Genomic DNA, 22,023 nt, shown 5'->3' with positions numbered 1-22,023 from the left:
AATCCGGAGTCTTCCCATGTCAGCCAGCCGGTCGTTCAAGATCAGCGCGCTTGCCGTTGCCGTCGCTTCTTTCCTCCCGCTCCACGCTGCCGCGCAGCAGGCGCCCGGCGACGACGGTGTCGTGCGCCTGGATGCGGTCAAGGTGACCGTCGAGCGCCGTTCGGAAGATTCCAAGGACGTGCCGGTGTCCGCCTCGGTGCTGCGGCCGGAATTCCTGGATGCCATCGCCACCAGTGGCTCGGATATCCGCGTGCTTGCCGGCAAGGCGCCCAGCCTGAACATCGAATCGTCCAACGGCCGCGTGTTCCCGCGCGTGTACATCCGCGGCTACGGCAACACCGATTTCAACACCTATGCCTCGCAGCCGGTATCGTTGATCTATGACGACGTGGTGCAGGAAAACGCCTTCCTGAAGGGCTTCCCGATCTTCGATCTGGAAGGCCTGGAGGTGTTGCGCGGCCCGCAAGGCACCCTGTTCGGCCGCAACACGCCGGCCGGCGTGGTCAAGTTCAATTCGGTCAAGCCGGCCATCGGCGCCAACGACGGCTACGCCAGCCTGTCGTATGGCACCTACGGCACCATGACCCTGGAGAGCGGCCTGAGCATCGCCATGGGCGAACATTGGGCAGCGCGTCTGTCCACGCTGGGCCAGCGCCGCGACGACTGGGTGGAAAACCGCGACGGCCGCGACCTGGAAGGCTATACCGACTCGGCAGTGCGCCTGCAGCTGCTGTACCAGGCCAGCGACGATTTCAGCGCCTTGTTCAATGCGCATGCGCGCCACCTAGACGGCACCGCGCGGCTGTTCCGCGCCAACATCATCCAGCCCGGCACCAACCAGCTGGTGGATGGCTTCGATGCGGAAAAATCCTTCATCGACGGCGCCAATACCCAGGAACTGCAGACCTACGGCGGCAGCGCCAACCTGACCTGGGACCTGGGCGACATCGCGCTGCACTCGATCACCGCCTACGAAGGCATTGGCAAGTACTACAGCCGCGGCGATATCGACGGCGGCTTCGGCGCGGTGTTCGCGCCGCCGTCCGGCCCCGGCGCGATCCCGTTCCCGGTGGAAACCGCCGGCGGCATCAAGAGCCTGGATCAGTACAGCCAGGAACTGCGTGCCGAATCGCAGTACGAAGGCCCGCTCAACTGGCAGGCCGGCCTGTACTACTTCCATGACGATGTGGAAGGCGAAAACTACACCTACAACACCTTCGGTGGCGGCGCCCTGGCCAGCTACCAGCTGACCCGCCAGCGCAATACCTCGTGGGCGGCGTTCGGCTCGTTGAACTACGCGGCTACCGATCGGCTGAACCTGCGCGCCGGCATCCGCTACACCTACGACAAGAAGACCTTCGACGTGCTGGCGCTGGATCGCGTCGTGCTGCAGACCCCGTCCAGCGGCGAGACCGACAACTCCAAGGTCACCGGCGACCTGGCGGCCACGTTCTCCATCAACGACGACGTCAATGTGTACGCACGCGCGGCACGCGGTTTCCGCGGAGCCAGCTTCGGCGTGCCATCGGGCACCGCGCCGCTGACCGTGGCCGAGCCGGAGACGGTGGATTCGTTCGAGATCGGCATCAAGTCCGACCTGTTCGACAACCGTGCGCGCCTGAGCTTCGACATCTACGATTTTCGGGTCAAGAACCAGCAGCTCACCGCGGTGGGCGGCGCGTCCAACGACGTGCGCCTGCTCAATGCCGACAAGACCAAGGCGCGCGGCGCCGAGTTCGATTTCGAGGCGCTGCTCACCCAGAACCTGCGCGTGACCGCCGGCGGCGCCTATAACTGGACCCGCATCGACGATCCCAGCCTGTCGGTGGGCGTGTGCCGTACCTGCACCGTGACCGACCCGCTCAACGCGGCCGGCCGCGCGCTGATCGACGGTAACGACCTGCCGCAGGCCTCCAAGTGGATGGCCAACGCCACCCTGCGTTACGGCATCCCGATGGGCGAAGACGGTGAACTGTTCTTCTACACCGACTGGTCCTACCGCAGCGAAGTGAATTTCTTCCTGTACGACTCCAAGGAATTCACCGGCCCGCCGCTGGTCGAAGGCGGCGCCAAGATCGGCTACAACTGGGGGGGCGGTGCGTACGAATTGTCGGTGTTCTGCCGCAACTGCACCAACCAGATCCGCGTGACCGGTGCGATCGACTTCAACAACCTCACCGGCTTCATCAACGACCCGCGCATCGTCGGTGCGCAGTTCCGCGCCAATTTCTGATCGGCGCCGGCGTGTAGCAGCATCCAGCCGCCGGCGATCCTGCCGGCGGTTTTTTTATGGCGGCAGGAGTGAGGACATGCAGCGGATCCGGCAACGGGTGTGGGTGATGATGGCGATGGTGTGCGCGTCCACCTCCGCGTGGGCGCAGCGTCCTGCACCGGCCGAACAGCACGCAGCCGTGCCGCTGGCGGCCGAGAAGGTGATTGTTTCCACCGACATCGGCGACGACATCGACGATGCCTTCGCGTTGGGTCTGTTGCTGCGCAGCCCGCAGCTGGACGTGCTGGGTATTGCCTCGGCCTGGGGTGACACCCGCTTGCGCGCACAGTTGCTGCAGCGCTTGCTGCAGCAGGCCGGGCGCGGCGAGATTGCGCTGGCGGTGGGGGCACCCACGACCAGCACGATTCCCTTCAGCCAGGCACGCTGGGCCGCCAGGGGCCAGCTGCCGGCCGGACTGCCGGACGCGGCGGCGATGATCCTGCAGCAGGCGCGGCGTCATCCGGGCGAAGTGACCTTGCTGGTGCTGGGCCCGATGACCGATGCCGCGTTGGCGCAGCAACGCGATCCGGCCGGCTTTGCCAAGCTCAAGCGCATCGTGGCGATGGGCGGCTCGGTGCGGGCGGGCTACGGCAAGTCCGCGTATCGCCCGGCCAGTGCGCCGGCACCGGAATACAACATCCTGGCAGACGTGCCTGCGGCGCAACGGGTGTTCGCTGCGGGCGTACCCATCGTGCTGCTACCGCTGGATGCCACCCAGGTCGGGCTGGAAGAGCCCGAACGTATCGCGCTGTTCGCGCATGGCGACGGCCTGACCGATGCGCTGACCCAGCTCTACTACCAATGGCGCAACACCGACCAGCCCTGGGCCAGCGCCACTCCGACGGTGTTCGATGTGGTGCCGGTGGCCTGGTTGCTGCAGCCGCAGCTATGTCCGACCACCCCGCTGCACCTGGACGTGGACGCGCAGGGCTACACCCGCGAGATGCCAGGCGCACCGAACGTGCAGGCGTGCCTGCGCCTGGACAAGCCGGCGTTGATTGCGTTGTACATGCGACAACTGCTGCGCTGAGATGCCTGTTGCAAACTCCGGCGTGGCGGCGTGGACTGCCCCTCATCCGCCCTTCGGGCACCTTCTCCCGTCAAACGGGAGAAGGGAGGTGCATGAGCCTGGTGGTGTTGCTGGTGTGTCTGGTGCGAGCCTTCGTGTTCGCGTGAATTGCCGCCCCCTCATCCGCCCTTCGGGCACCTTCTCCCGTGAACGGGAGAAGGGAAGGGCACGAGCATCGCGGCGATGCTGGGAGCCTTGGTATTCCCGTGAACCGCCCCCTCATCCGCCCTTCGCGCACCTTCTCCCGTCAAATGGGGGAAGGGAGAGGCATGAGCTTGGTGGCGTTGCTGGCCACTTGGGGCAATGACGTGCGTGCCAGGTCTGCCCACTGCCGCGACACCCGCACGCATCAGGCCTGGAAGCAACCTCCACGCGTGCGAGGCAGACGAACGAAGGACAGGTGCATACTCGCTTGCGCAGGTGCGTCGACACAATGCGCGGTGCCAGGCACCACGCCTGCGGGCCAGATGCACGTCCATCCAGCCCGGCACTCCTTCTCCCGCGTGCGGGAGAAGGTGCCCGAAGGGCGGATGAGGGGCTGTTGGGAAATCCCTGTCAGCCCACCCACCACGCATCGAGTCCAGGTGCCCGGCTCGATGCGCCTGCGCGCAGCCGATCCAGCAACCGCCAGGACTCCCTGCCCGAGGCCGCTGAAGACCAGGACGCGCAGCGCCAGAGGGGCGATGCCTGTGCTGCCGCGCCACGCATGCGGGTGAGGCACGTCGCTATACTGGGCGCCTCAGTCATGGGATAGCACGAATGGACAGCCGGGGATCAGGGATGAGGGCGTCGGGCATGCAGCGCATGCTGCTGTGGGTGGTGTTGCTGGCGGTGGCGCTGGGCAGCGTGGCCTGCAGGCGCAATGAGGGCGGCCAGCTGCCGGCGGCCAGCGGCGAGGCGATCAAGGGCGACACGCAGGCCATCACCGGTTTTGCGCTAGCGCGCGCCTATCCCGACCAGACCGGCGATGGCGTGTCGCTGGCGCTGGAATTCTCCCGGCCGCTGGTCGGTACGCAGGATTTCGATGCGCTGGTGCGTTTCGAGGAAAAGGTCGGCAACGGCGACAGCAGCTGGTCGCTGTCCGACGACGGCAAGACCCTGCGCTATCCGTATGTCGAGGCCGCCAAGGACTACACGGTACTGGTCGACGCCAACCTGCTGGCCGCCGACGGCAGCCGGCTGGGCAAGCCGCTCAAGCAAAAGGTCTATACCGGCCAGTTGCAGCCGGTGGCCGGGTTCGCCTCGCAGGGCAGCGTGCTGCCCGCGCGCGAAAGCCGCGGCCTGCCGGTGGTGTCGGTCAACGTGCCGGAAGTGGACGTGGAATTCCTGCGCGTGCGCGAGAAGTCGCTGCCGGCGTTCTTCCAGCATTTTCAGCGCGGCGGGCGCCGCGGCAGCTGGGAGCTGGAGAGCGAATACAGCGGCAAGCAGCCGTTGTCCAAGCTGGCCGACCCGGTTTACGTCAACCGGTTCATCCTGGGCGGCAAGCAGAACGAGCGCGTGCTGACCTACCTGCCCACGCAGGACATCAAGGAGCTGCAGGAGCCGGGCCTGTACTTCGCGGTGATGAAGCGCGCCGGCAGCTTCGGCAACGAATTCGATACCGCGTTCTTCACCGTCAGCGACATCGGCCTGCATACGCGCGCCTACAAGGACAAGCTGTTCGTGCACACCGCCTCGCTGCAGAGCGGTGAGGCGATCAAGAACGTGGAAATCCGCATCCTGGATGCGAAGGGCGAGCTGTTCCTCAAGGGTGCCACCGACGGCAACGGCAATGCGCTGCTCAACTACACGCTGGATGCCGGCCATGTGCTGGTGGCGCGCAGCAAGACCGATCTGTCCATGCTGCCGTTCAACCAGCCGGCGCTGGACCTGAGCGAATTTGCGGTGGCCGGGCGGCAGAGCGCGTGGTTCGACGTATTCGCCTGGGCCGGACGCGACCTGTATCGCCCCGGCGAGACCATGCGCGTCTCGGCGATCCTGCGCGACAACGACGGCAAGCCCACCAAGCCGCAGCCGGTGTTCCTGCGCCTGAAGCAGCCCGACGGCAAGACCTTCCGCGAAACCAAGCTGCAACCCGGCGAGCAAGGCTATTTCGAGTTCACCCAGCAGATTCCCGCCGATGCGCCGACCGGCCGCTGGCAGGTGGAGTTCCGCACCGACCCGGCCAGCAAGGAGGCCGTGCAGGGCATGACCGTGCGCGTGGAAGAATTCCTGCCCGAGCGCATGAAGCTGGACCTGGACAGCACGCAGAAGACCTTGAGCGCCGGCCAGCCGTTCAAGCTGGTGGCCAATGCCGCGTACCTGTACGGCGCGCCGGCCGATGGCAACCGCTTCACCGCCAAGCTGGCGGTGAGCGTGGAGCAGCACCCGCTGGAGTCGTTGCCGGGCTGGTTCTTCGGCGACCCCACGCTGGAGCTGCCGCGCGAGGCCAAGGACGTGATCGATACCGAGTTCGGCGGCGACGGCATCCTGCGCGAAGACATCGCGCTGCCGGCTGAGGCCAAGCCGGTCAGTACGATTGCCGCGGTGGTCTCCGGCAGCGTGTATGAAACCGGCGGGCGTACCGTCACCCGCACGCTCAAGCGCGTGCTGTGGCCGGCCAAGGCGCTGGTGGGCGTGCGCCCGTTGTTCGACGACAAGGACGGCGCCGATGCCAACGCGAATGCGCGCTTCGAGATCACCCGCGTGGATGCCGATGGCAAGCCGCAGCCGGCCAAGGGCCTGAAGGCCACGCTGGTGCGCGAGCTGCGCGACTACCACTGGAACTACACCGACGACCATTGGGACTACGACTTCACCCGCCGCTTCGAGAACAAGGACACGCGCACCATCGACGTGGCCAGCGGCAACGCCAAGCTGGATTTCCCGGTGGAATGGGGCGAGTACCGCCTGGATGTGTTCGACCCGGCCACCGGGCTGACCACGCGCTATCCGTTCCGCGCCGGCTGGAGCTGGAACGACGAAAATCGCGGCCTGGACGCGCGCCCGGACAAGGTCAAGCTGGCCCTGGACAAGACCGGCTACCGCGCCGGCGATACGCTCAAGGTCACCTTGACCCCGCCGCATGCCGGCAAGGGCGTGCTGCTGGTGGAAAGCGACAAGCTGCTGTACGTGCAGGACATCGACGTCAAGCCGGGCAGCACGTTCGAGATTCCGGTGACCGACAGCTGGGAACGTCACGATGTGTATGTCACCGCGCTGGTGTTCCGCGGCGGCACCGCCCCCAGCAAGATCACGCCCGCACGCGCGGTGGGCGTGGCGTTCGTGCCGATGGAACGCAAGAGCCGCCGCGTGGCAGTGGGTCTGTCGGCGCCCAAGCAGATGCGCCCGGAGCAGCCCTTGCCGGTGACGGTGAGCGTGCCCGAGCTGGCAGGCAAGGCGGCACACGTGACCATCTCGGCGGTGGACGTGGGCATTCTCAACATCACTCGCTTCCCGGTGCCCGATGCCAATGCGCAGTTCTTCGCACAGCGGCGCCTGGGTACCGATGCCTACGATATCTATGGCCGGGTGATCGAAAGCTTCGAAGGCGCCAGCGGCAAGCTCAAGTTCGGTGGCGACATGGCACTGGAAGCACTGCCGCAGGCCAAGCGCCCCACTGCGCGCGTGCAGACCGTGGACCTGTTCTCCGGCTCGGTGAAGCTCGACGCCCGTGGCAATGCGCGCGTGCAACTGCCGGTGCCGGATTTCAACGGCACCCTGCGGGTGTCTGCGCTGGTGTATTCGGACTCGCGCTACGGCAACCGCGACATGGAAACCGTCGTGCGTGCGCCGATCCTGGCCGAAGCCAGCATGCCGCGCGTGATGGCACCGGGCGATCGCAGCACGGTGACGCTGGACGTGCAGAACTTCACCGGCAAGCCCGGCGAGTTCAATGTACGCGTGGACGGCATCGGCCCGCTGGCGATTGCCGAGGCGACGCGCAGCATCAAGTTGAACGTGGATGCCAAGCAGACGCTGAGCTTCCCGCTCACCGCCACCGAAGGCTATAGCGTGGCCAAGGTGCGCGTGCGCGTGGACGGCAACGGCTTCAAGGCCGACCGCAGCTATGAGCTGCCAGTGCGTGCCGGCTGGCCGCAGGTGCTGCGTGCGCAGACGCGCGTGCTCGATCCGCTGGCGCCGATCACCCTGGACAGCGGCTTTGCCGATGGCCTGATGGCCGGCTCGGTCACCGCGCGCATGGTGGTCAGCCCGTTGCCGCCGATTCCCTTCGCCAGCGCGCTGCAGGGCGCGCTGGAATATCCGTATGGATGCGCCGAGCAGACCACCAGCAAGGGCTATGCGGCGCTGTTGCTCGACGACGCCACCGCCAAGGCGCTCGGCACCCAGGGGCTCGATGCGGCCAAGCGCCGCGAACGCATGGAAGGCGCGTTCGGGCGGCTGGCGTCGATGCAGATCGCCAGCGGGCATTTTTCGATGTGGGGCGACGACGGCTACGTCAATCCGGCGCTGACGCCGTATATCGCCGAGTTCCTGCTCGACGCCAAGGATGCCGGTTTCACGGTGCCCGACAACGTGCTGCAGAAGGCGCTCAATCGCCTGAGCGAAGATCTGCTCTCCGGCGGCAACGAGTTCTATGGGCAGGACCGCCGCGACAATCTGAAGTTCGCCAACCAGGCCTGGTCCGGCTACGTGCTGGCACGCGTCAACCGCGCCCCGTTGGGCACGCTGCGCGCGCTGTACGACAACCAGCGCGACAAGGCGCTGACCGGCTTGTCGCTGGTGCACCTGGGGGCGGCGCTGTCGCTGCAGGGCGACACCAAGCGCGGCGCGGCGGCGATCAAGGCTGGCTTTGCCAAGGACAGTTCCGAGCGGCCGCCGTATTTCGGCGACTACGGCAGTGCGATCCGCGACGATGCCTTGATGATGGCCCTGCTGCACGAGCGTGGTCTGTCCAAGCCCGAGTACGACACCCGCGCGGTGGCGCTGGGTCGTGCGCTGGATGCACGCCGCGCCGGTGGCCCACTGTGGCTGAGCACGCAGGAACAGGTCGCCCTGGCACGCCTGGGCAAGGCCTTGATGGTGGGCCAGGGCAAGCAGGTGTCCGGCACGTTGACCATCGGCGGCGACGCCCAGCAGATCGCTCCGGTGCGCTTGTTCGGGCGCAGCTTCGACAGCGCCGCGCTTGCACGCGGTGTGCAGTTCGCACCGCAGGGCGAGGCGCCGATGTACGCCAGCCTGGAAGTGGCCGGCATCCCGCGCAGCGCACCGGAGGCAGATACGCGCCACCTCAGCGTGGAGCGCAGCTGGTACACCACCGACGGCAAGCCGTGGACGCCGCGCGCGTTGAAGGAAGGCGAGGCGCTGATCGTGCGCGTCACCATCACCGCCAACGAATCGATGCCCGATGCATTGCTCACCGACCTGCTGCCGGCCGGCCTGGAGATCGAAAACTTCAACCTGGGCGATGCCAAGCAGTGGGCCGACGTGGTGGTGGACGGCATCGGCATCAGCGAGCGTTCCAGCGCGGCCGACATCAAGCACGAAGAGTTCCGCGACGACCGCTACGTGGCCGCGCTGGCGCTTTCCAAAGGCAGCAAGGCCCAGCTGTATTACCTGGTGCGCGCAGTCACGCCGGGCACCTACACCGTGCCGCCGTCGCTGGTGGAAGACATGTACCGGCCGGAATTGCGCGGGGTGGGGCGCACCGCGCCCGCGACGATCACGGTGGTGCAGCCATAAGGCGATGCGTTGGCCCTTCTCCCGTCGGGACATTGTCCTCCTTCATGGAGGAGAAGGTGCCTCGCAGGGCGGATGAGGGTAGCTGCGAAGCCTGATGTCATCGATGGCTGAGTGGCTTCGCCCCGCACCCTTACCCCCAACCCCTCTCCCGCCGGGAGAGGGGCTTTGATCGCCCGCGGCAGGAGTGAGGAGGGATAAGGTCGCAAACGTAGCGGTGCCGTAAGCGATTCCTTCTCTCGTCGGGACATTGTCCTCCTTCATGGAGGAGAAGGTGCCCCGCAAGGGCGGATGAGGGTAGGTGCGAAGCCTGGTGTCATCGATGGCCAAGTGGCTTCGCTCCGTACCTTCACCCCAATCCCTCTCCGGCCGGGAGAGGGACTTTTGAAGCGCCGCACTGAAGGTCGTTGCGCCTCCAACGACCCGCTTCGTATCTGGCGACACCGCTGCGCATTGTCTTGGCGGTGCGATGCAAGCGACACGCAAGGGTCATTTCTACTGGCTACGGTGGCGTGCTTTCTCACAGGCGTGGCGCCCTTGCTGCGCGATCCCGGGATTCCATGCAGCGCTCCGATTCGTGCCGTTTTCACTTGACCGTTCTCGCCGTCGCCATCGCGGCATGTTCACCAGCGTTGCAGGCGCAGACCAACGCGATGTCTGCTAGCGCAGAGCGCACCGTCTCATCGTCGCCTACATCATCTGTAAGTCCTGCAGACGCTAGCGCGGCACCGGACAACGCGGCAGGCGCAGAATCCGCCGCGTCCCCGGGTGACGTATCCAACGCCGATGCACCAGCCGCCGCAACCAAAACCGGTGTGCAGACGCTGGATGCCATGCAGGTCACCGGCGTACGGCGCGCCAACGCCGCCGCAGTGGAGAGCAAGCGTGCGGCGACCAACATCACCGATGTGATCAGTGCCACCGATGTGCGCGCATTGCCGGACAGCACGATTGTGGAAGCGCTGCGTCGCGTTCCGGGGTTGTCGGTACTGCCGGCAACCGACAACGAGCATCCGCGCGACGAAGCAGCCACGCCGGTGCTGCGCGGCCTGGGTCCGTCGTACAACAATGTCACCATCGATGGGCTCACCATCGCATCACCCGGCACGCCGAACGGCACGCTCGGGTCGATCACCCGCGGCGTGCGGCTGGATCTGCTGCCGGCCTCGATGGTCAGCGAGCTGCAGGTGGTCAAGACCTTTACGCCGGATCTGGATCCCAATGCCACCGGCGGTGCGATCAACCTCAAGACGCGCAGTGCATTCGAAAACGGCGGCAAACCCTTCTTCAGTGCCGAAGCCGCGCTCGGCCACGCCAACGACGTGGGCAAGCCGCGCGACCAGGACGATCTCGGCTACCGGTTGAATGCCACCGGCAGCCATACCTTCGGCAGCGAGCAGCAGTACGGGCTCACGCTGTCGGCCAACTACCAGACGCTCAGCAGCTACACCGAAACCCATATGACCACCGATACGGTGCATTACGGGTTCTACGACAACAATGGCGTGCTGCAGACCGGTGCCAATCTCGGCAATGGCTGGGCGGTGCCGCAGCAGGACAAGTACTGGTACGTGCAGAACCAGCGCGACCGCTATGGCGTTACCGGCAAGTTCGAACTGCGGCCCAGCGCGGCGCTGGAAGCCTATACCATGGCCGGCTACTACTATTTCAAGGACGATATGGAGCGCAACGAGATCATCATCGACCCGCGCAACCGCAATCAGGTGTTCGACCAGACCGCCACCTCCGGCCGTTATCCCGGCGGCGATATCGAGGTGGGTTATTCCAACCAGATCGTCACCACGCGCACCAAGGTGGCGCAGTTGGGAACGCTCTGGCGGCCGACCGACCGGCAGCAATTCTCTGCGCGCGGTGCGTGGTCGGATGCGACCTACGACGAGCCGATCCGCATGATCAAGTACGCCACCGGCATCAGCCGCGCCGCGCCGGTGCCGGTGGGGCAGACCGGCAGTGGAGTGACCCTCAATGCCACGCCCAATTACGCATTCAACTACGACACCTCCAGGTTCGATCAACGGTTTGGCGTGTCGCCGCAGGCCTACAACAACCTGGACAACTACAGTCTGTCGTACTGGCGGCCGGACTACAAACGCACCGCCGCCGATCGCATCCTCACCGGTCGGCTCGACTACGGCTTCAATCAGGGCGAAAGCGATCAGGGCATTGGCGTTGCGGCAGGCGTGTCCTACACCACCGACAAGCCGTCCTACGACATCTATCGCGTGGAATATCAGCCCAATGCCAGCGCGCCGGTCTTGGGCCTGGCCGACGTGGCCGGCACCGGCACGGCGCCGATGCGCTACGCCGGCCTGAACCTGCTCACCATCGATCCGGACAAGGCCAACCGCGTGCTGGCCAACACACCATTGAGCGCTTTCAACAGCACCGACCAGCAGGCCTTCAGCAACCAGGACAACTTCACGCACACCGAGAAGATCTTCGGCAGCTACGGCCTGCTGAGTTATCGCAGCGACCGGCTCAATGTGCAGGCCGGTGTGCATCTGGACAGCACCAGGCTCGACACCGTCGGTCGCCAGCGGCAGCTGGATACCGCCACCAACCGATATGTGTATGTCGACAATCCCACCAGCGCGGATTACGACTATCTGCTGCCGTCGGCCATCATGACCTACCACCTGACCGACGCGCTGGACCTGCGCGCCGGTGCCAGCCGCACGCTGGGCCGCCCGCCGTACGATGCGTATGCCGCCCGCACCTCGATCGGCTTCGTCAACACCGCCGACGCCGGCAACCCGAATGCACAAGGCGTCACCGTCACCATCGGCAACCCGGATATCAAGCCGCGCGTGTCCAATAACCTGGATCTGTCGCTGGAATGGCGCCTGCCTGGAGATTTCGATGCGTTCGCCTCTGCGGCGGTGTTCGGCAAGCGCATCCAGGACGAAATCTTTACCCTTTCGCGCACCGACAGCTACACCTTCGACGGCACCACCTACGCCAATGCGCTGATCAGCACGCCGGCCAATGCCGCCAAGGCGCGCATCCGCGGTGTGGAATTCAACGGCATCGTCAACACGCTGGCACCGCTTGCGCCGTGGCTCAGCGGTGTGGGCTTCAGTGCCAATGTTGCCGTGCTCGATGGCAGCCTCGACGTGCCGTACAGCGTGGGCAGCGGCAGCAATGTCACCCAGCGCGAGCGCAAGCTCGACAACCTGGTCGGCCAGCCGGACTACACCGCCAACGCCACGGTGTTCTACAACAGCGGCGGCCTGGAACTGCGCGCGGCCTACAATCGCCAGGGCAAGGCGCTGCGCGCCATCGTCAGCAATATCGATTGGCAGGATCTGTACTGGTCGCCACGCTCGCAGTTGGACTTCAGCGCGACCTATGCCATCGGCAAGCAGCTCAGCCTGGTCGGCCAGGTCAGCAACCTCACCCATAGCCGCATCACCAGCGTGACCGGCCCGGGGCAGAACCTGCTCAAGGACAGCTATTCGGTGCCCACCACCTATTGGGTTGGTCTGCGGTTCACCCCAGCGTTTTGATCCGGCCGCAGCAAGCCCTTGTTCGCTGCGGCATGCCTGTCTCCAGCGCGTGGTGCCAGCCTGTACGGGGGCGCATGCGCCGATCGTTCGCAGTCGGTCTGTTGCGCTGGCGGATGCGCAGTGCGTTCTTTCCTTCACCTGGAGTCGTTCCGATGTCCTTGCAATCTATCCCCGTCCTCGCTGCGCTGGTGTGTGCGGCCATGACCAGTGCAGCCAGCGCAGCGTCGGGCGGCGTGGCCGCCATCCAGGCACGCCTGAGCAATCCGCACGGTGGCATCGTGGTGGTGGCCCATCGCGGCTGTCACGCGCCGGCACCGGAACATGGCTTCGCCGACACCGCGCCGGAGAACTCGCTGGCCGCATTGGAGCGCTGCATCGCAATCGGTGCCGATGTGATGGAAACCGACGTGCGCCGCGCCGCCGACGGCACGCTGGTGATGCTGCACGATGCCAGCGTGGACCGCACCACCGACGGCACCGGCAAGCTGTCCGAGCTGACCCTGGCCGACCTGCAGAAGCTGCGCCTGCGCAGTGACGAAGGCGGCGCACAGGCGCCATTGACCGACCAGCGCGTGGTCACGCTGGAGCAGATGCTGGCTGCGTCCAAGGGCCGCATCCTGCTCAATCTGGATGTCAAGGATGCGATCTATGTGCAGGTGGTCGATGCGGTCGCGCGCGCCGGCATGCATCACCAGGTGATCGTCAAGGCCGAAGCCGGCATCGCCACGCCGCCGCTGGCGGCGATGGTGCCGTTCAACACCGTGTATTTTTTCCCGATCTTGATCAATGCACACGGCACCGCCGATCTGGCCGCGATCGCCACCGCACAGACCCGCAACGCACGCCCGATGGCATTCGAGTTGCCCAAGATGACCGCGGAGCAATTGCCGGCCCTGGCAGCGGTCAGCAAGGCACACAACGTGCGGTTGATGGTCAACTCGTTGTGGGAAGGCTTCATCGCCGGCTATGGCGGCGATGCCGATGCGCTGCGCGACCCGGACCAGGTCTGGGGCCGCCTGTACCGCGATGGGGTGAGCATCATCCAGACCGATGCGCCGGAAGCGTTGCTGCGCTATCGCGCCATGCTGGAAAAACGTTGAGTACGTGACAGGAGTGCGCAGTGGACCTACTGAGCTGCGCGCTGCCCAATCAAGCGTCACCATGTCACCGTGTACAGCGGGCACCAAGAGGCGCCTGACCGCCTGATGCAGCGGTCGCGTGCAAAGACCACGGTGCATGCTGCACGCGAGCCGCCGACTCGCAGGGTCTGGCGCCACGGCTATCGGCTTGACCAGGTCGAAGCCATTGCGGGCATCGGTCGGCACTGGCTACAGTCGGGCTCCGACGGTTGCGCTCAAGGATGTCTGCATGTCGCTCGCGTTCCGCGCCTGGCCGTTGGCCCGGCATCTTGTCTGGATGGCGGTGCTGCTGGTCGCGCTGCAGGTGCGCGATATCGCCAAGGCCATCGGCCTGCCGATTCCCAGGATTCCGGTGCCGTATGGCGGCGCGATCCTCGACAACGGGCTCAGCGTCGTCGTCGTGCTGGCGACGGCCGCCTTGCTCTACCGCAGCACGCCTGGCGATCTGTTCGCGCGCCTGGGGCTGCGCTGCAATGGCCTGCGTGGGCCGCTGTTGACGCTGCTTGCCACGCTGCCGTGCTGGATCGGCCTGTGGACGCAGGCCACCGCGATCGGTACCGACGACTTGCTGGGACTGCTGTGGTTGGCGGTGCTGTTTCCGCTGGCCGAAGAGATCGTCTTCCGCGGGTTCGGCTTCGTGTTCGCCTGCCGCGCGCTTGCCTGGCGCCCGGCGTTGGCCGCGCTGCTGCAGGCGCTGGTATTCGGCGGCGTGCATTGGCTGGGGGCAAGCGGCGCTGGCGGTGAGGCGCTGCTGATTTTTGCCATCACCGGGATCGGGGCGCTGCTGTTTGCCATCGTGGATGCGCAGGATGGCTACACGATCTGGAGCGGCTGGGTGCTGCATGTCTCGCTCAATGCCGCGTGGACCGTGTTTGCGGTGTCCGACTCGGCGGCCAGTGGCTGGCTGGGGATGGCGCTGCGGTTGTCGGCGGTGCTTCTGGCAATGGGATTGCTGCGGGCATTCGTCAGGCCTGCCCGGCCCGCGCACAGCGCTGTCGTTGCCGACCGGACGCCGCACCCCTAGCGCCGCGGCTGGTCAGCCGGCGCTGGCAATACCACCGCCCGCACCGCGTGGCAGTGGCCGAAATGCGTTTTGCCCTGCATGCTTTGCACGATGGACGAACAACCGCAGGCGCAGACAGGGATGGACCAGACGCCGCCGCGCCCGCATGCGCTGATACAACCGGCCCAGCGTCGCCGCCGTTGGCTGCGATGGCTGCGCTGGAGCGCGGCCGCGCTGCTGACCGTATTGCTGGTGCTGGACCTGGCCTTCCCGCTGCCGCTACCCAAATCTCGCGACACCTCCACCCTGGTGGTGGCGCGCGACGGCACGCCGTTGCGTGCGTTCGCCGATCGCAATGGCGTGTGGCGCTATCCGGCCAGCCCGCAGACGGTGTCGCCGCTGTATCTGCAGGCATTGCTGAATTACGAGGATCGCTGGTTCTGGCGCCACCCTGGCATCAATCCGTGGGGGCTGCTGCGTGCCGGCGGGCAGTGGCTGGGGCAGGGGCGCATCGTCTCCGGCGGTTCCACCCTGACCATGCAGGTGGCGCGCATCCTGGACCCGCATACGCGAACGCCATGGGGCAAGATCAAGCAGCTACTGCGTGCGCTGCAGCTGGAAGCGCATCTGAGCAAGCGCGAGATCCTCACCCTCTACCTGGAGCGCGCGCCCTACGGCGGCACCATCGAGGGTGTGGAGGCGGCCAGCTGGGCCTACCTGGGCAAGCCGGCCAGGGCGCTCTCGCAGGCCGAAGCGGCCTTGCTGGCAGTGTTGCCGCAATCGCCCAGCCGGCTGCGCCCGGACCGGCATCCGGAGGCGGCGCAGCGCGCACGCGACAAGGTGCTCGATCGCATGGTGGAACTGGGCGTGTGGTCGCGCGCGCAGGTGGACGATGCGCGCATCGAGCCGGTGGTGACCCGGTCGCTCAAACCGCCACTGCATGCGGCCCTGCTGGCGCAGCGCCTGCACAGCGCACAGCCGCGCGCCGCACGCATCGTCACCACGCTGGACGTGGAGCTGCAGCGCACGCTGGAAGAACGCGTGAGCAGCTATTTCTCGCAATTGCCCGAACGTACCTCGGCCGCCTTGCTGGTGGTCGATAACGCCACCATGGAAGCGCGCGCCTATGTCGGCTCGGCCAGCTTCGGCGACCGTCGGCGGCTGGGGCATGTGGACATGGTGCAGGCCTGGCGCTCGCCCGGCTCCACGCTCAAGCCGTTTCTCTACGGCATGGCACTGGACGATGGCCTGATCCATTCGGAGAGCCTGCTGGTGGACGCGCCGCAGAGCTTCGGCAATTACCGGCCTGGCAATTTCGATGCCGCCTTCAATGGGCCGGTGAGCGCGGCCACTGCATTACGGCTGTCGTTGAATGTGCCGGCAGTGGATCTGCTCGATCGCATCGGCCCGGCACGCTTTGCCGCGCGGCTGTCCAATGCCGGGATCGCGCTGCATTTTCCACGCGGCACGCCGCCTTCGCTGGCGTTGATACTGGGTGGTACCGGCGCGCAACTGCAGGAGTTGGTCGGCGCCTTCGCGGCGTTCAATCGCGGCGGCATTGCCGGGCATGTGCGCTATACGCCAGACGATGCCCAGATCAACCGCCGGCTGATGTCGCCCGGTGCGGCCTGGATCGTGCGCGAGATCCTGCAGAGCAACCCGCGCCCCGGCTATGGCAGCGGCACCTTCGACACCGCCGCGCGTCCGGGCGTGGCCTGGAAGACCGGCACCAGTTATGGCTACCGCGATGCCTGGGCGATCGGCGGAACGCGTCGCTACACCGTGGGCGTATGGGTGGGGCGACCGGACGGCACGCCGCTGCCGGGGCAGTACGGCGCGGTGACTGCATTGCCGCTGATGTTCGAAGTCATCGATGCATTGCCGCGCAATGCCGGCGACAGCGCGCCACTGCCGATGCCTGCCACGGTGCAGCCGGTGGAGATCTGCTGGCCGCTGGGCGGTGCGGCCGAGCAGACGCCGCCGCCGCTGTGCGCGCGCCGGGCCGAGGCCTACACGCTCGAGGGTGCGGTGCCGCCCACCTTTGCCGAACGCGATGCGCGGCTATGGCAGAGCGGCCAGCTGCGGTTCGAGGTGGACGCGCGCAGCGGCCAGCGCTTGTCGCAGGAGTGCACCCAGCCGCATCAGCGGGAACCGCGTGCGTTGGCGCGCTGGCCGGCGCTGGTGTCGCCATGGCTCAGCGCGGCCGAGCGCGCGGCTGCGCAACTGCCGCCGCTGGCCGCCGACTGCCTGCCCGATGGGCGCATGACCGGTGGCGGGGTGCTGCGCATCGACGGGCTGAGCGACCGCGCCACCCTGGCACGCGCCAACGACAGCGCCCGCCCGGTGCGGCTGCAACTGCGCGCGCTGGGCAGTGAAGCACGCATCGACTGGCTGCTGGATGGCCGCTGGATCGCCCAGACCAGCGGGCGACAGGGGTTTCAGCGCGATTTTGCCGAGGTAGGCCAGCACACGCTGACCGCGATGGCCGCCGACGGCGCCTGGACCCAGGTGCGCTTTCGCGTCCTGCGTTGAGCGGGCAGGGCCACAGCACTGTTGTGGCAGGAGCGCACCTGGGTGCGACAGACACTGCCTGGAATCTCGTCGCGCCCGGGTGCGCTCCTAGGGAATGATGGTTGTCTGCATGGTGTTTAAAACTCACCGCTCAGTTGGCAAGCCATACCGGCGATGGATGGAAGCGTGGTGCTCAACGGCACGCTGTTTTTTCTGCATCGTGTGGCGGCGTCCACGCAGGAACACCGCTGCCGGGGTAGGAGCGCACCCGGGCGCGACGGGCGTTGCCTGGAAATCCCGTCGCGCCAATATGGGTTCCAACGATGGCCAAGGGCATGGCGTGCCGCATCGCAGCGGCATCGGCCGGAACGATGTCATCCACGCGCCACTGCGCAGTGCAGACAGTAAACAGGGCGCTCCGAGCGCCCTGTCTGTTTCATCGTCGCTGTCGCTACTGCGGTACACCAAACGCGTCGATCAAACGCATCGCCACCGCTCGGCTCACTCGCCGATCCAGCCTTCCAGCATGTCGGCGAATTCGTCGGCATGCTCTTCTTCCTGGGCCAGGATGCTTTCCAGGATGCGCTTGGTGGTGGTGTCCTTGTCGCCGATGAAATCGATCATCTCGCGGTAGCTGTCGATGGCGATGCGCTCGGCGATCAGGTTCTCCTTGACCATGTCGCGCAGGTCGCTGCCTTCCTTGTACTCGGCGTGCGAGCGCCTGGTCAGCGTATCCGGGTTGAGGTCCGGTTCGCCGCCCAGCTGCACGATGCGTTCGGCGAGCTTGTGCGCGTGTTCCTGCTCCTGCTGCGCATGCTCCAGGAACTCGCCCTTCACCGCGTCGGCGAGCATGCCCTTGGCCATGAAGTAGTGGCGGTAGTAGCGCAGGGTGCACACGTATTCGGTGGCGAGCGCGGTGTTGAGCAGCTCGATCACCTTCTCGCGATCGGCATGGTAGCTCTCGGTGATGGCACCGTCTTCGATGCTCTTGCGTGCGCGGGCGCGCAGGGTGGCGGTATCGGTGATACCGGCGGCGGTGGGGCTGGCTGGCTGAGTGGACATGGCTGGCCGTTCTCCTTCTGAGTGGACGGGGAAATCAGTGGATCAGTCGGGCAAGTGCCGCAGGACGTAATCGGCGGCAGACACCTTGAACTCGCCGGGCTCTTCGACGAACAAGGCCTTGACCACGCCGTCGTCGGCATAGAGCGCGTAGCGACGCGAGCGCAGGCCCATGCCCGAACCGCTGGCGTCGATCTCCAGGCCCAGGGCGCGCGCCAGTTCGGCGTTGCCGTCGGGCAACAGATGCAGGCCGTCGGGGACCAGCTGGCTGCGCCCCCAGGCCTGCATCACGAACGGGTCGTTGACGGCGGTGCACAGCACCTCGATGCCGCGTTTGCGGAACTCCTCGAAGTGCTCCACATAGCCCGGCAGGTGCTTGGCAGAACACGTGGGCGTAAACGCGCCCGGCACCGCAAACAGCAACACCTTGCGGCCGGCGAACAGGCTATGCGTGTCGACCGCTTCGATACCCTCGCGCATGCGCTTGAGCACTACTTCGGGAATGCTGTCACCAACGGCGATGGTCATGGGTGGGGCTCCTGTGGCTGAACGAAGTCTAGAAAAGGGCAGGGGAAAAGCGCGTCAACGCGCTTGAAATCCGCAACCCGACGCCTATCTGACGCACATGGCCGGCGCAACGGTGCACGCCACCGCCGCCGGCCCCTCACCCAACCTTTTGGAGGCTTGCAATGAACATCGTTCGTTATCCCCAGTGGCCCACGCACGCCCTGCAAAACGAGATCAAGCATGTGTTCGACCGCTTCTTCGAGCAGAACGGCGATACCGACGAATCGGCCGTGGTCACCGCGCAGTGGGTGCCGCGCGTGGACATCAAGGAAGAGGCCAATCACTTCGTGCTGTATGCCGACCTGCCGGGCATCGACCCGAGCCAGATCGAGGTGCAGATGGATAAGGGCATCCTGTCGATCAAGGGCGAGCGCAAGGGCGAGTCCAGTACCGAGACCGAGCGCTTCTCGCGCATCGAGCGCCGCTACGGCAGCTTCCATCGCCGCTTCGCGCTGCCCGACAGTGCCGATCCCGACGGCATCACTGCGGCCGGCCATAACGGGGTGCTGGAGATCCGCATTCCCAAGCGTCCGGCGGCGACACCGCGTCGTATTCAGGTCGGTAACGGGCAGGACGCCAGCGGCGGCACGGTGCAGTAAGCCGCGTGGTCGCAGCGAGGCTGCAAGGCCGCCGATTCTGCTGACTGCCACGCTCCGGGCCGCGTACGGCGCCCGGAACGTGGCAGCACCGGACGGCCGCCTGTGCGCCAATGCGGCGAGCCACTGAAAGGCAATCGACCTGGGGCGAAGCCATCGGCTTCGCTCCCCGGCGACGGTCGCGCCGTAGAATAGGCGCGGTCGCCCGCCCGGCTGCGAATGGATCGGCTGGCACTTGAGTTGCGTCAGCGCCACGGCGCGGTGGGTATCCGGATCTGCAGGGGCGGCATGTCCCTGCAGCGGGTGCCACCGCAGTCATGGCCGCGCCAACCGGGTGCCGCCCCTCGAACTGGCTCGTGGCCCTGGCTGCGGGCCGTTTTTTTTCCAGAGGTGATTAGATGGAATTCAAGGATTACTACGCAACGCTGGGTGTGGAGCCCAGCGCAGGCGATGCGGAGATCAAGACCGCCTACCGGCGGCTGGCGCGCAAGTACCACCCCGACGTCAGCAAGGAAGCCGGCGCCGAAGACAAGTTCAAGGCCATCAACGAAGCCTACGAGGCATTACGCGACCCGGCCAAGCGCAAGGCCTACGATCAGCTGAAGGCGCAGGGCTATCGCCCGGGCGACGAATTCCAGGCTCCCCCCGGCTACGGCGGCGGGCAGGGCTTCGATTTCGAGGAAGTGTTCGGCAACGGCGGTGCCGGTGGCGGCTTCAGCGATTTCTTCGAGAGCCTGTTCGCCGGCCAGCGCGGTGGGCGGCCACGCGGCCCGGGTGCCGGTCCGGGCGCGGGAGCCGGCCGTCAGGCGCGTGGCGACACCCGCGCCAAGCTGGCGGTGCCGCTGGAGGCCGTGCATTCGGGCGACAGCGTGCGCATCACCATCAATGGCAAGCAGCTGGACGTGCGCGTGCCCAAGGGCGTGCAGCCCGGCCAGGTGATCCGCCTGAGCGGGCAGGGCAATGGTGGCGGCAATCTGCTGCTGGAGATCGAATATGCCGCGCACCCGCACTTCGAGGTGGACGGGCGCAACATCCTGTACACCTTGCAGGTCACGCCCTGGCAGGCTGCGCTGGGCACCACCATCAGCGTGCCCACCCTGGGCGGGTCGGTGGAGTTGAAGGTGCCTGCGGATTCGGATGCCGGCCGCAAGCTGCGCCTGCGCGGGCGCGGGCTGCCGGGCACCACCCCGGGCGACCAGATCGTGGAACTGGAAATCCTGGCGCCGGCGCCCACCGAAGATGCGCAGAAGAAGGCGTATCGCAATCTCGCCAAGGCCTTTGGCGAGACGGTGTGAGGTTCCCCACAACGGGAACTGGAGTCCCTCCCTACGGGGCGATGAGGCACGGCTTGCGCGCCATTGGCGCGCGAGGTGGTGGGGGAGGGTACGCTCGGCCAGCACCGCAGCAGTCGACGTCGATCTGCACCATCGAATCGTAGCCATGCCCTCATCCGGCGCTGCGCGCCACCTTCTCCCGCCAGCGGGAGAAGGGACGCCTGGCTGCGTGTGATCTGTTGGTTGCGCTGCACGGCCATCCACCCGCTCTATTCCCCCGCTCGCGGGGGAAGGTGCCCGAATGGCGGATGGGGGGACGTGCGTTCACACGTCAGCGCCGTGCATTGCCATGCCTGCAGCCGTGTGGCCATGACGGTGTCGCCCTTATCCGGCGCTGCGCGCCACCTTCTCCCGCCAGCGGGAGAAGGGACGCCTGGCTGCGTGTGACATGTTGGTTGCGCTGCACGACCATCCACCCGCTCCCTTCCCCCGCTCGCGGGGGAAGATGCCCGAAGGGCGGATGGGGGGACGTGCGTTCACACGCCAGCGCCGTGCGTTGCCATGCCTGCAGCTGTGTGGCCATGACGGTGTCGCCCTCATCCGGCGCTGCGCGCCACCTTCTCCCGCCAGCGGGAGAAGAGACGCCTGGATGCGTGTGATCTGTTGGTTGCGCTGCACGACCATCCACCCGCTCCCTTCCCCCGCTCGCGGGGGAAGGTGCCCGAAGGGCGGATGGGGGGACGTGCGTTCACACGCCAGCGCCGTGCGTTCGCGTGCAGCAACACTTGCAAGGCGCCAGGCAGCACGCATCAGGCAGTTGGCCCGGCCCAGCTACCGAAAGCGCTGCCGGCGCACTACACTCGCCGCACACTAGGGGAAACACATGGCACGCATTCTGATCGTCGACGACTCGCCGTCGCAGCTGCTGGGGATTCAGCGCATCGTCGAGAAGCTGGGACACGAGACCATTACCGCCACCGATGGCGCCGCCGGCGTGGAAGCCGCCAAGGAGTCGCTGCCGGATCTGGTGCTGATGGACGTGGTCATGCCCAACCTCAACGGCTTCCAGGCCACGCGCACGCTCAAGCGCGAGCCCACCACCCAGCACATCCCGGTGATCCTGGTGACCACCAAGGACCAGGACACCGACCGCATGTGGGGCATGCGCCAGGGCGCGCGCGCCTACATCACCAAGCCGTTCTCCGAAGACGAACTGCTGGAAGTGATGGAACGCGTGTTCAACCAGAAGGACGAACCGCCGGCGGCCTGAGCGCGTCGGCAAGGCTCTGCCGGACAAGGTCCTTCGCAGGCGGGCGGGGCACACCCC

General features: G+C 66.6%; 12 protein-coding genes. 10 read left to right on the top strand and 2 right to left on the bottom strand.

Features of this window, described 5'->3' with window-relative positions:
* Positions 1 to 16: 16 nt before the first annotated feature.
* From ACCQ05_RS15885 to pbpC, 7 genes are all read left to right on the top strand, one after another.
* Positions 17 to 2,233 (top strand): TonB-dependent receptor, encoded by a 2,217-nt coding sequence (locus ACCQ05_RS15885; protein WP_228962224.1) that lies wholly within the window; start codon positions 17 to 19, stop codon positions 2,231 to 2,233.
* A gap of 76 nt (positions 2,234 to 2,309) precedes the next feature.
* On the top strand, positions 2,310 to 3,302 hold the full coding sequence (locus ACCQ05_RS15880; protein ID WP_372391467.1) for a nucleoside hydrolase: 993 nt from the start codon (positions 2,310 to 2,312) through the stop codon (positions 3,300 to 3,302).
* Between the two features lie 819 nt (positions 3,303 to 4,121).
* A complete protein-coding gene (locus ACCQ05_RS15875) occupies positions 4,122 to 9,023 on the top strand; it encodes an alpha-2-macroglobulin family protein (protein WP_372391464.1) in 4,902 nt (1,633 codons plus the stop codon).
* A gap of 557 nt (positions 9,024 to 9,580) precedes the next feature.
* Positions 9,581 to 12,547, top strand: a complete 2,967-nt coding sequence (locus ACCQ05_RS15870; RefSeq protein ID WP_372391462.1) for a TonB-dependent receptor — start codon at positions 9,581 to 9,583, stop codon at positions 12,545 to 12,547.
* A gap of 152 nt (positions 12,548 to 12,699) precedes the next feature.
* A complete protein-coding gene (locus tag ACCQ05_RS15865; RefSeq protein ID WP_372391460.1) occupies positions 12,700 to 13,647 on the top strand; it encodes a glycerophosphodiester phosphodiesterase family protein in 948 nt (315 codons plus the stop codon).
* A 268-nt stretch (positions 13,648 to 13,915) separates the two neighbouring features.
* The gene (locus ACCQ05_RS15860) at positions 13,916 to 14,710 is read left to right on the top strand and encodes a CPBP family glutamic-type intramembrane protease (RefSeq protein WP_372391458.1); all 795 of its coding nucleotides are present in this window, start codon (positions 13,916 to 13,918) and stop codon (positions 14,708 to 14,710) included.
* Between the two features lie 90 nt (positions 14,711 to 14,800).
* Positions 14,801 to 17,221, top strand: coding sequence for a penicillin-binding protein 1C (pbpC, locus tag ACCQ05_RS15855; protein ID WP_372391455.1), 2,421 nt, complete (start codon positions 14,801 to 14,803; stop codon positions 17,219 to 17,221).
* Positions 17,222 to 17,701: 480 nt separating this feature from the next.
* Here pbpC and ACCQ05_RS15850 read toward each other — a convergent pair whose 3' ends face one another.
* Together ACCQ05_RS15850 and ACCQ05_RS15845 are read right to left on the bottom strand one after the other, a co-directional pair.
* Positions 17,702 to 18,262 carry a ferritin-like domain-containing protein gene (locus ACCQ05_RS15850; RefSeq protein WP_228964291.1) on the bottom strand — a complete coding sequence of 187 codons (561 nt, stop codon included), beginning with the start codon at positions 18,260 to 18,262 and terminating at the stop codon, positions 17,702 to 17,704.
* Between the two features lie 42 nt (positions 18,263 to 18,304).
* The gene (locus tag ACCQ05_RS15845) at positions 18,305 to 18,787 is read right to left on the bottom strand and encodes a peroxiredoxin (protein WP_228964290.1); all 483 of its coding nucleotides are present in this window, start codon (positions 18,785 to 18,787) and stop codon (positions 18,305 to 18,307) included.
* A gap of 161 nt (positions 18,788 to 18,948) precedes the next feature.
* Here ACCQ05_RS15845 and ACCQ05_RS15840 point away from each other — a divergent pair, with 161 nt between their 5' ends.
* The 3 genes from ACCQ05_RS15840 (at position 18,949) to pilH (ending at position 21,966) form a co-directional block, all read left to right on the top strand.
* Positions 18,949 to 19,425: an Hsp20/alpha crystallin family protein gene (locus tag ACCQ05_RS15840; protein WP_372391453.1), complete on the top strand. Its 477-nt coding sequence runs from the start codon at positions 18,949 to 18,951 to the stop codon at positions 19,423 to 19,425.
* A gap of 395 nt (positions 19,426 to 19,820) precedes the next feature.
* Entirely contained in the window at positions 19,821 to 20,717 is an 897-nt protein-coding gene (locus tag ACCQ05_RS15835; RefSeq protein WP_372391451.1) for a DnaJ C-terminal domain-containing protein, read from the top strand.
* 862 nt (positions 20,718 to 21,579) lie between these two features.
* Positions 21,580 to 21,966, top strand: coding sequence for a twitching motility response regulator PilH (pilH, locus tag ACCQ05_RS15830; protein ID WP_029219344.1), 387 nt, complete (start codon positions 21,580 to 21,582; stop codon positions 21,964 to 21,966).
* Positions 21,967 to 22,023: the final 57 nt, after the last annotated feature.

It is taken from the genome of Xanthomonas sp. NCPPB 3582 (assembly GCF_041475735.2).
Taxonomy (GTDB): Bacteria; Pseudomonadota; Gammaproteobacteria; order Xanthomonadales; family Xanthomonadaceae; genus Xanthomonas; species Xanthomonas codiaei.
Note: the sequence above shows the minus strand (reverse complement) of the source record. Positions and strands in the feature narration are given on the sequence as shown.

Coding starts and splice junctions, on each gene's coding strand:
- ACCQ05_RS15885 (WP_228962224.1), top strand. CDS start 17: ATGTCAGCCAGCCGGTCGTTCAAGATCAGCGCGCTTGCCGTTGCCGTC.
- ACCQ05_RS15880 (WP_372391467.1), top strand. CDS start 2,310: ATGCAGCGGATCCGGCAACGGGTGTGGGTGATGATGGCGATGGTGTGC.
- ACCQ05_RS15875 (WP_372391464.1), top strand. CDS start 4,122: ATGAGGGCGTCGGGCATGCAGCGCATGCTGCTGTGGGTGGTGTTGCTG.
- ACCQ05_RS15870 (WP_372391462.1), top strand. CDS start 9,581: ATGCAGCGCTCCGATTCGTGCCGTTTTCACTTGACCGTTCTCGCCGTC.
- ACCQ05_RS15865 (WP_372391460.1), top strand. CDS start 12,700: ATGTCCTTGCAATCTATCCCCGTCCTCGCTGCGCTGGTGTGTGCGGCC.
- ACCQ05_RS15860 (WP_372391458.1), top strand. CDS start 13,916: ATGTCGCTCGCGTTCCGCGCCTGGCCGTTGGCCCGGCATCTTGTCTGG.
- pbpC (WP_372391455.1), top strand. CDS start 14,801: ATGGACGAACAACCGCAGGCGCAGACAGGGATGGACCAGACGCCGCCG.
- ACCQ05_RS15850 (WP_228964291.1), bottom strand. CDS start 18,262: ATGTCCACTCAGCCAGCCAGCCCCACCGCCGCCGGTATCACCGATACC.
- ACCQ05_RS15845 (WP_228964290.1), bottom strand. CDS start 18,787: ATGACCATCGCCGTTGGTGACAGCATTCCCGAAGTAGTGCTCAAGCGC.
- ACCQ05_RS15840 (WP_372391453.1), top strand. CDS start 18,949: ATGAACATCGTTCGTTATCCCCAGTGGCCCACGCACGCCCTGCAAAAC.
- ACCQ05_RS15835 (WP_372391451.1), top strand. CDS start 19,821: ATGGAATTCAAGGATTACTACGCAACGCTGGGTGTGGAGCCCAGCGCA.
- pilH (WP_029219344.1), top strand. CDS start 21,580: ATGGCACGCATTCTGATCGTCGACGACTCGCCGTCGCAGCTGCTGGGG.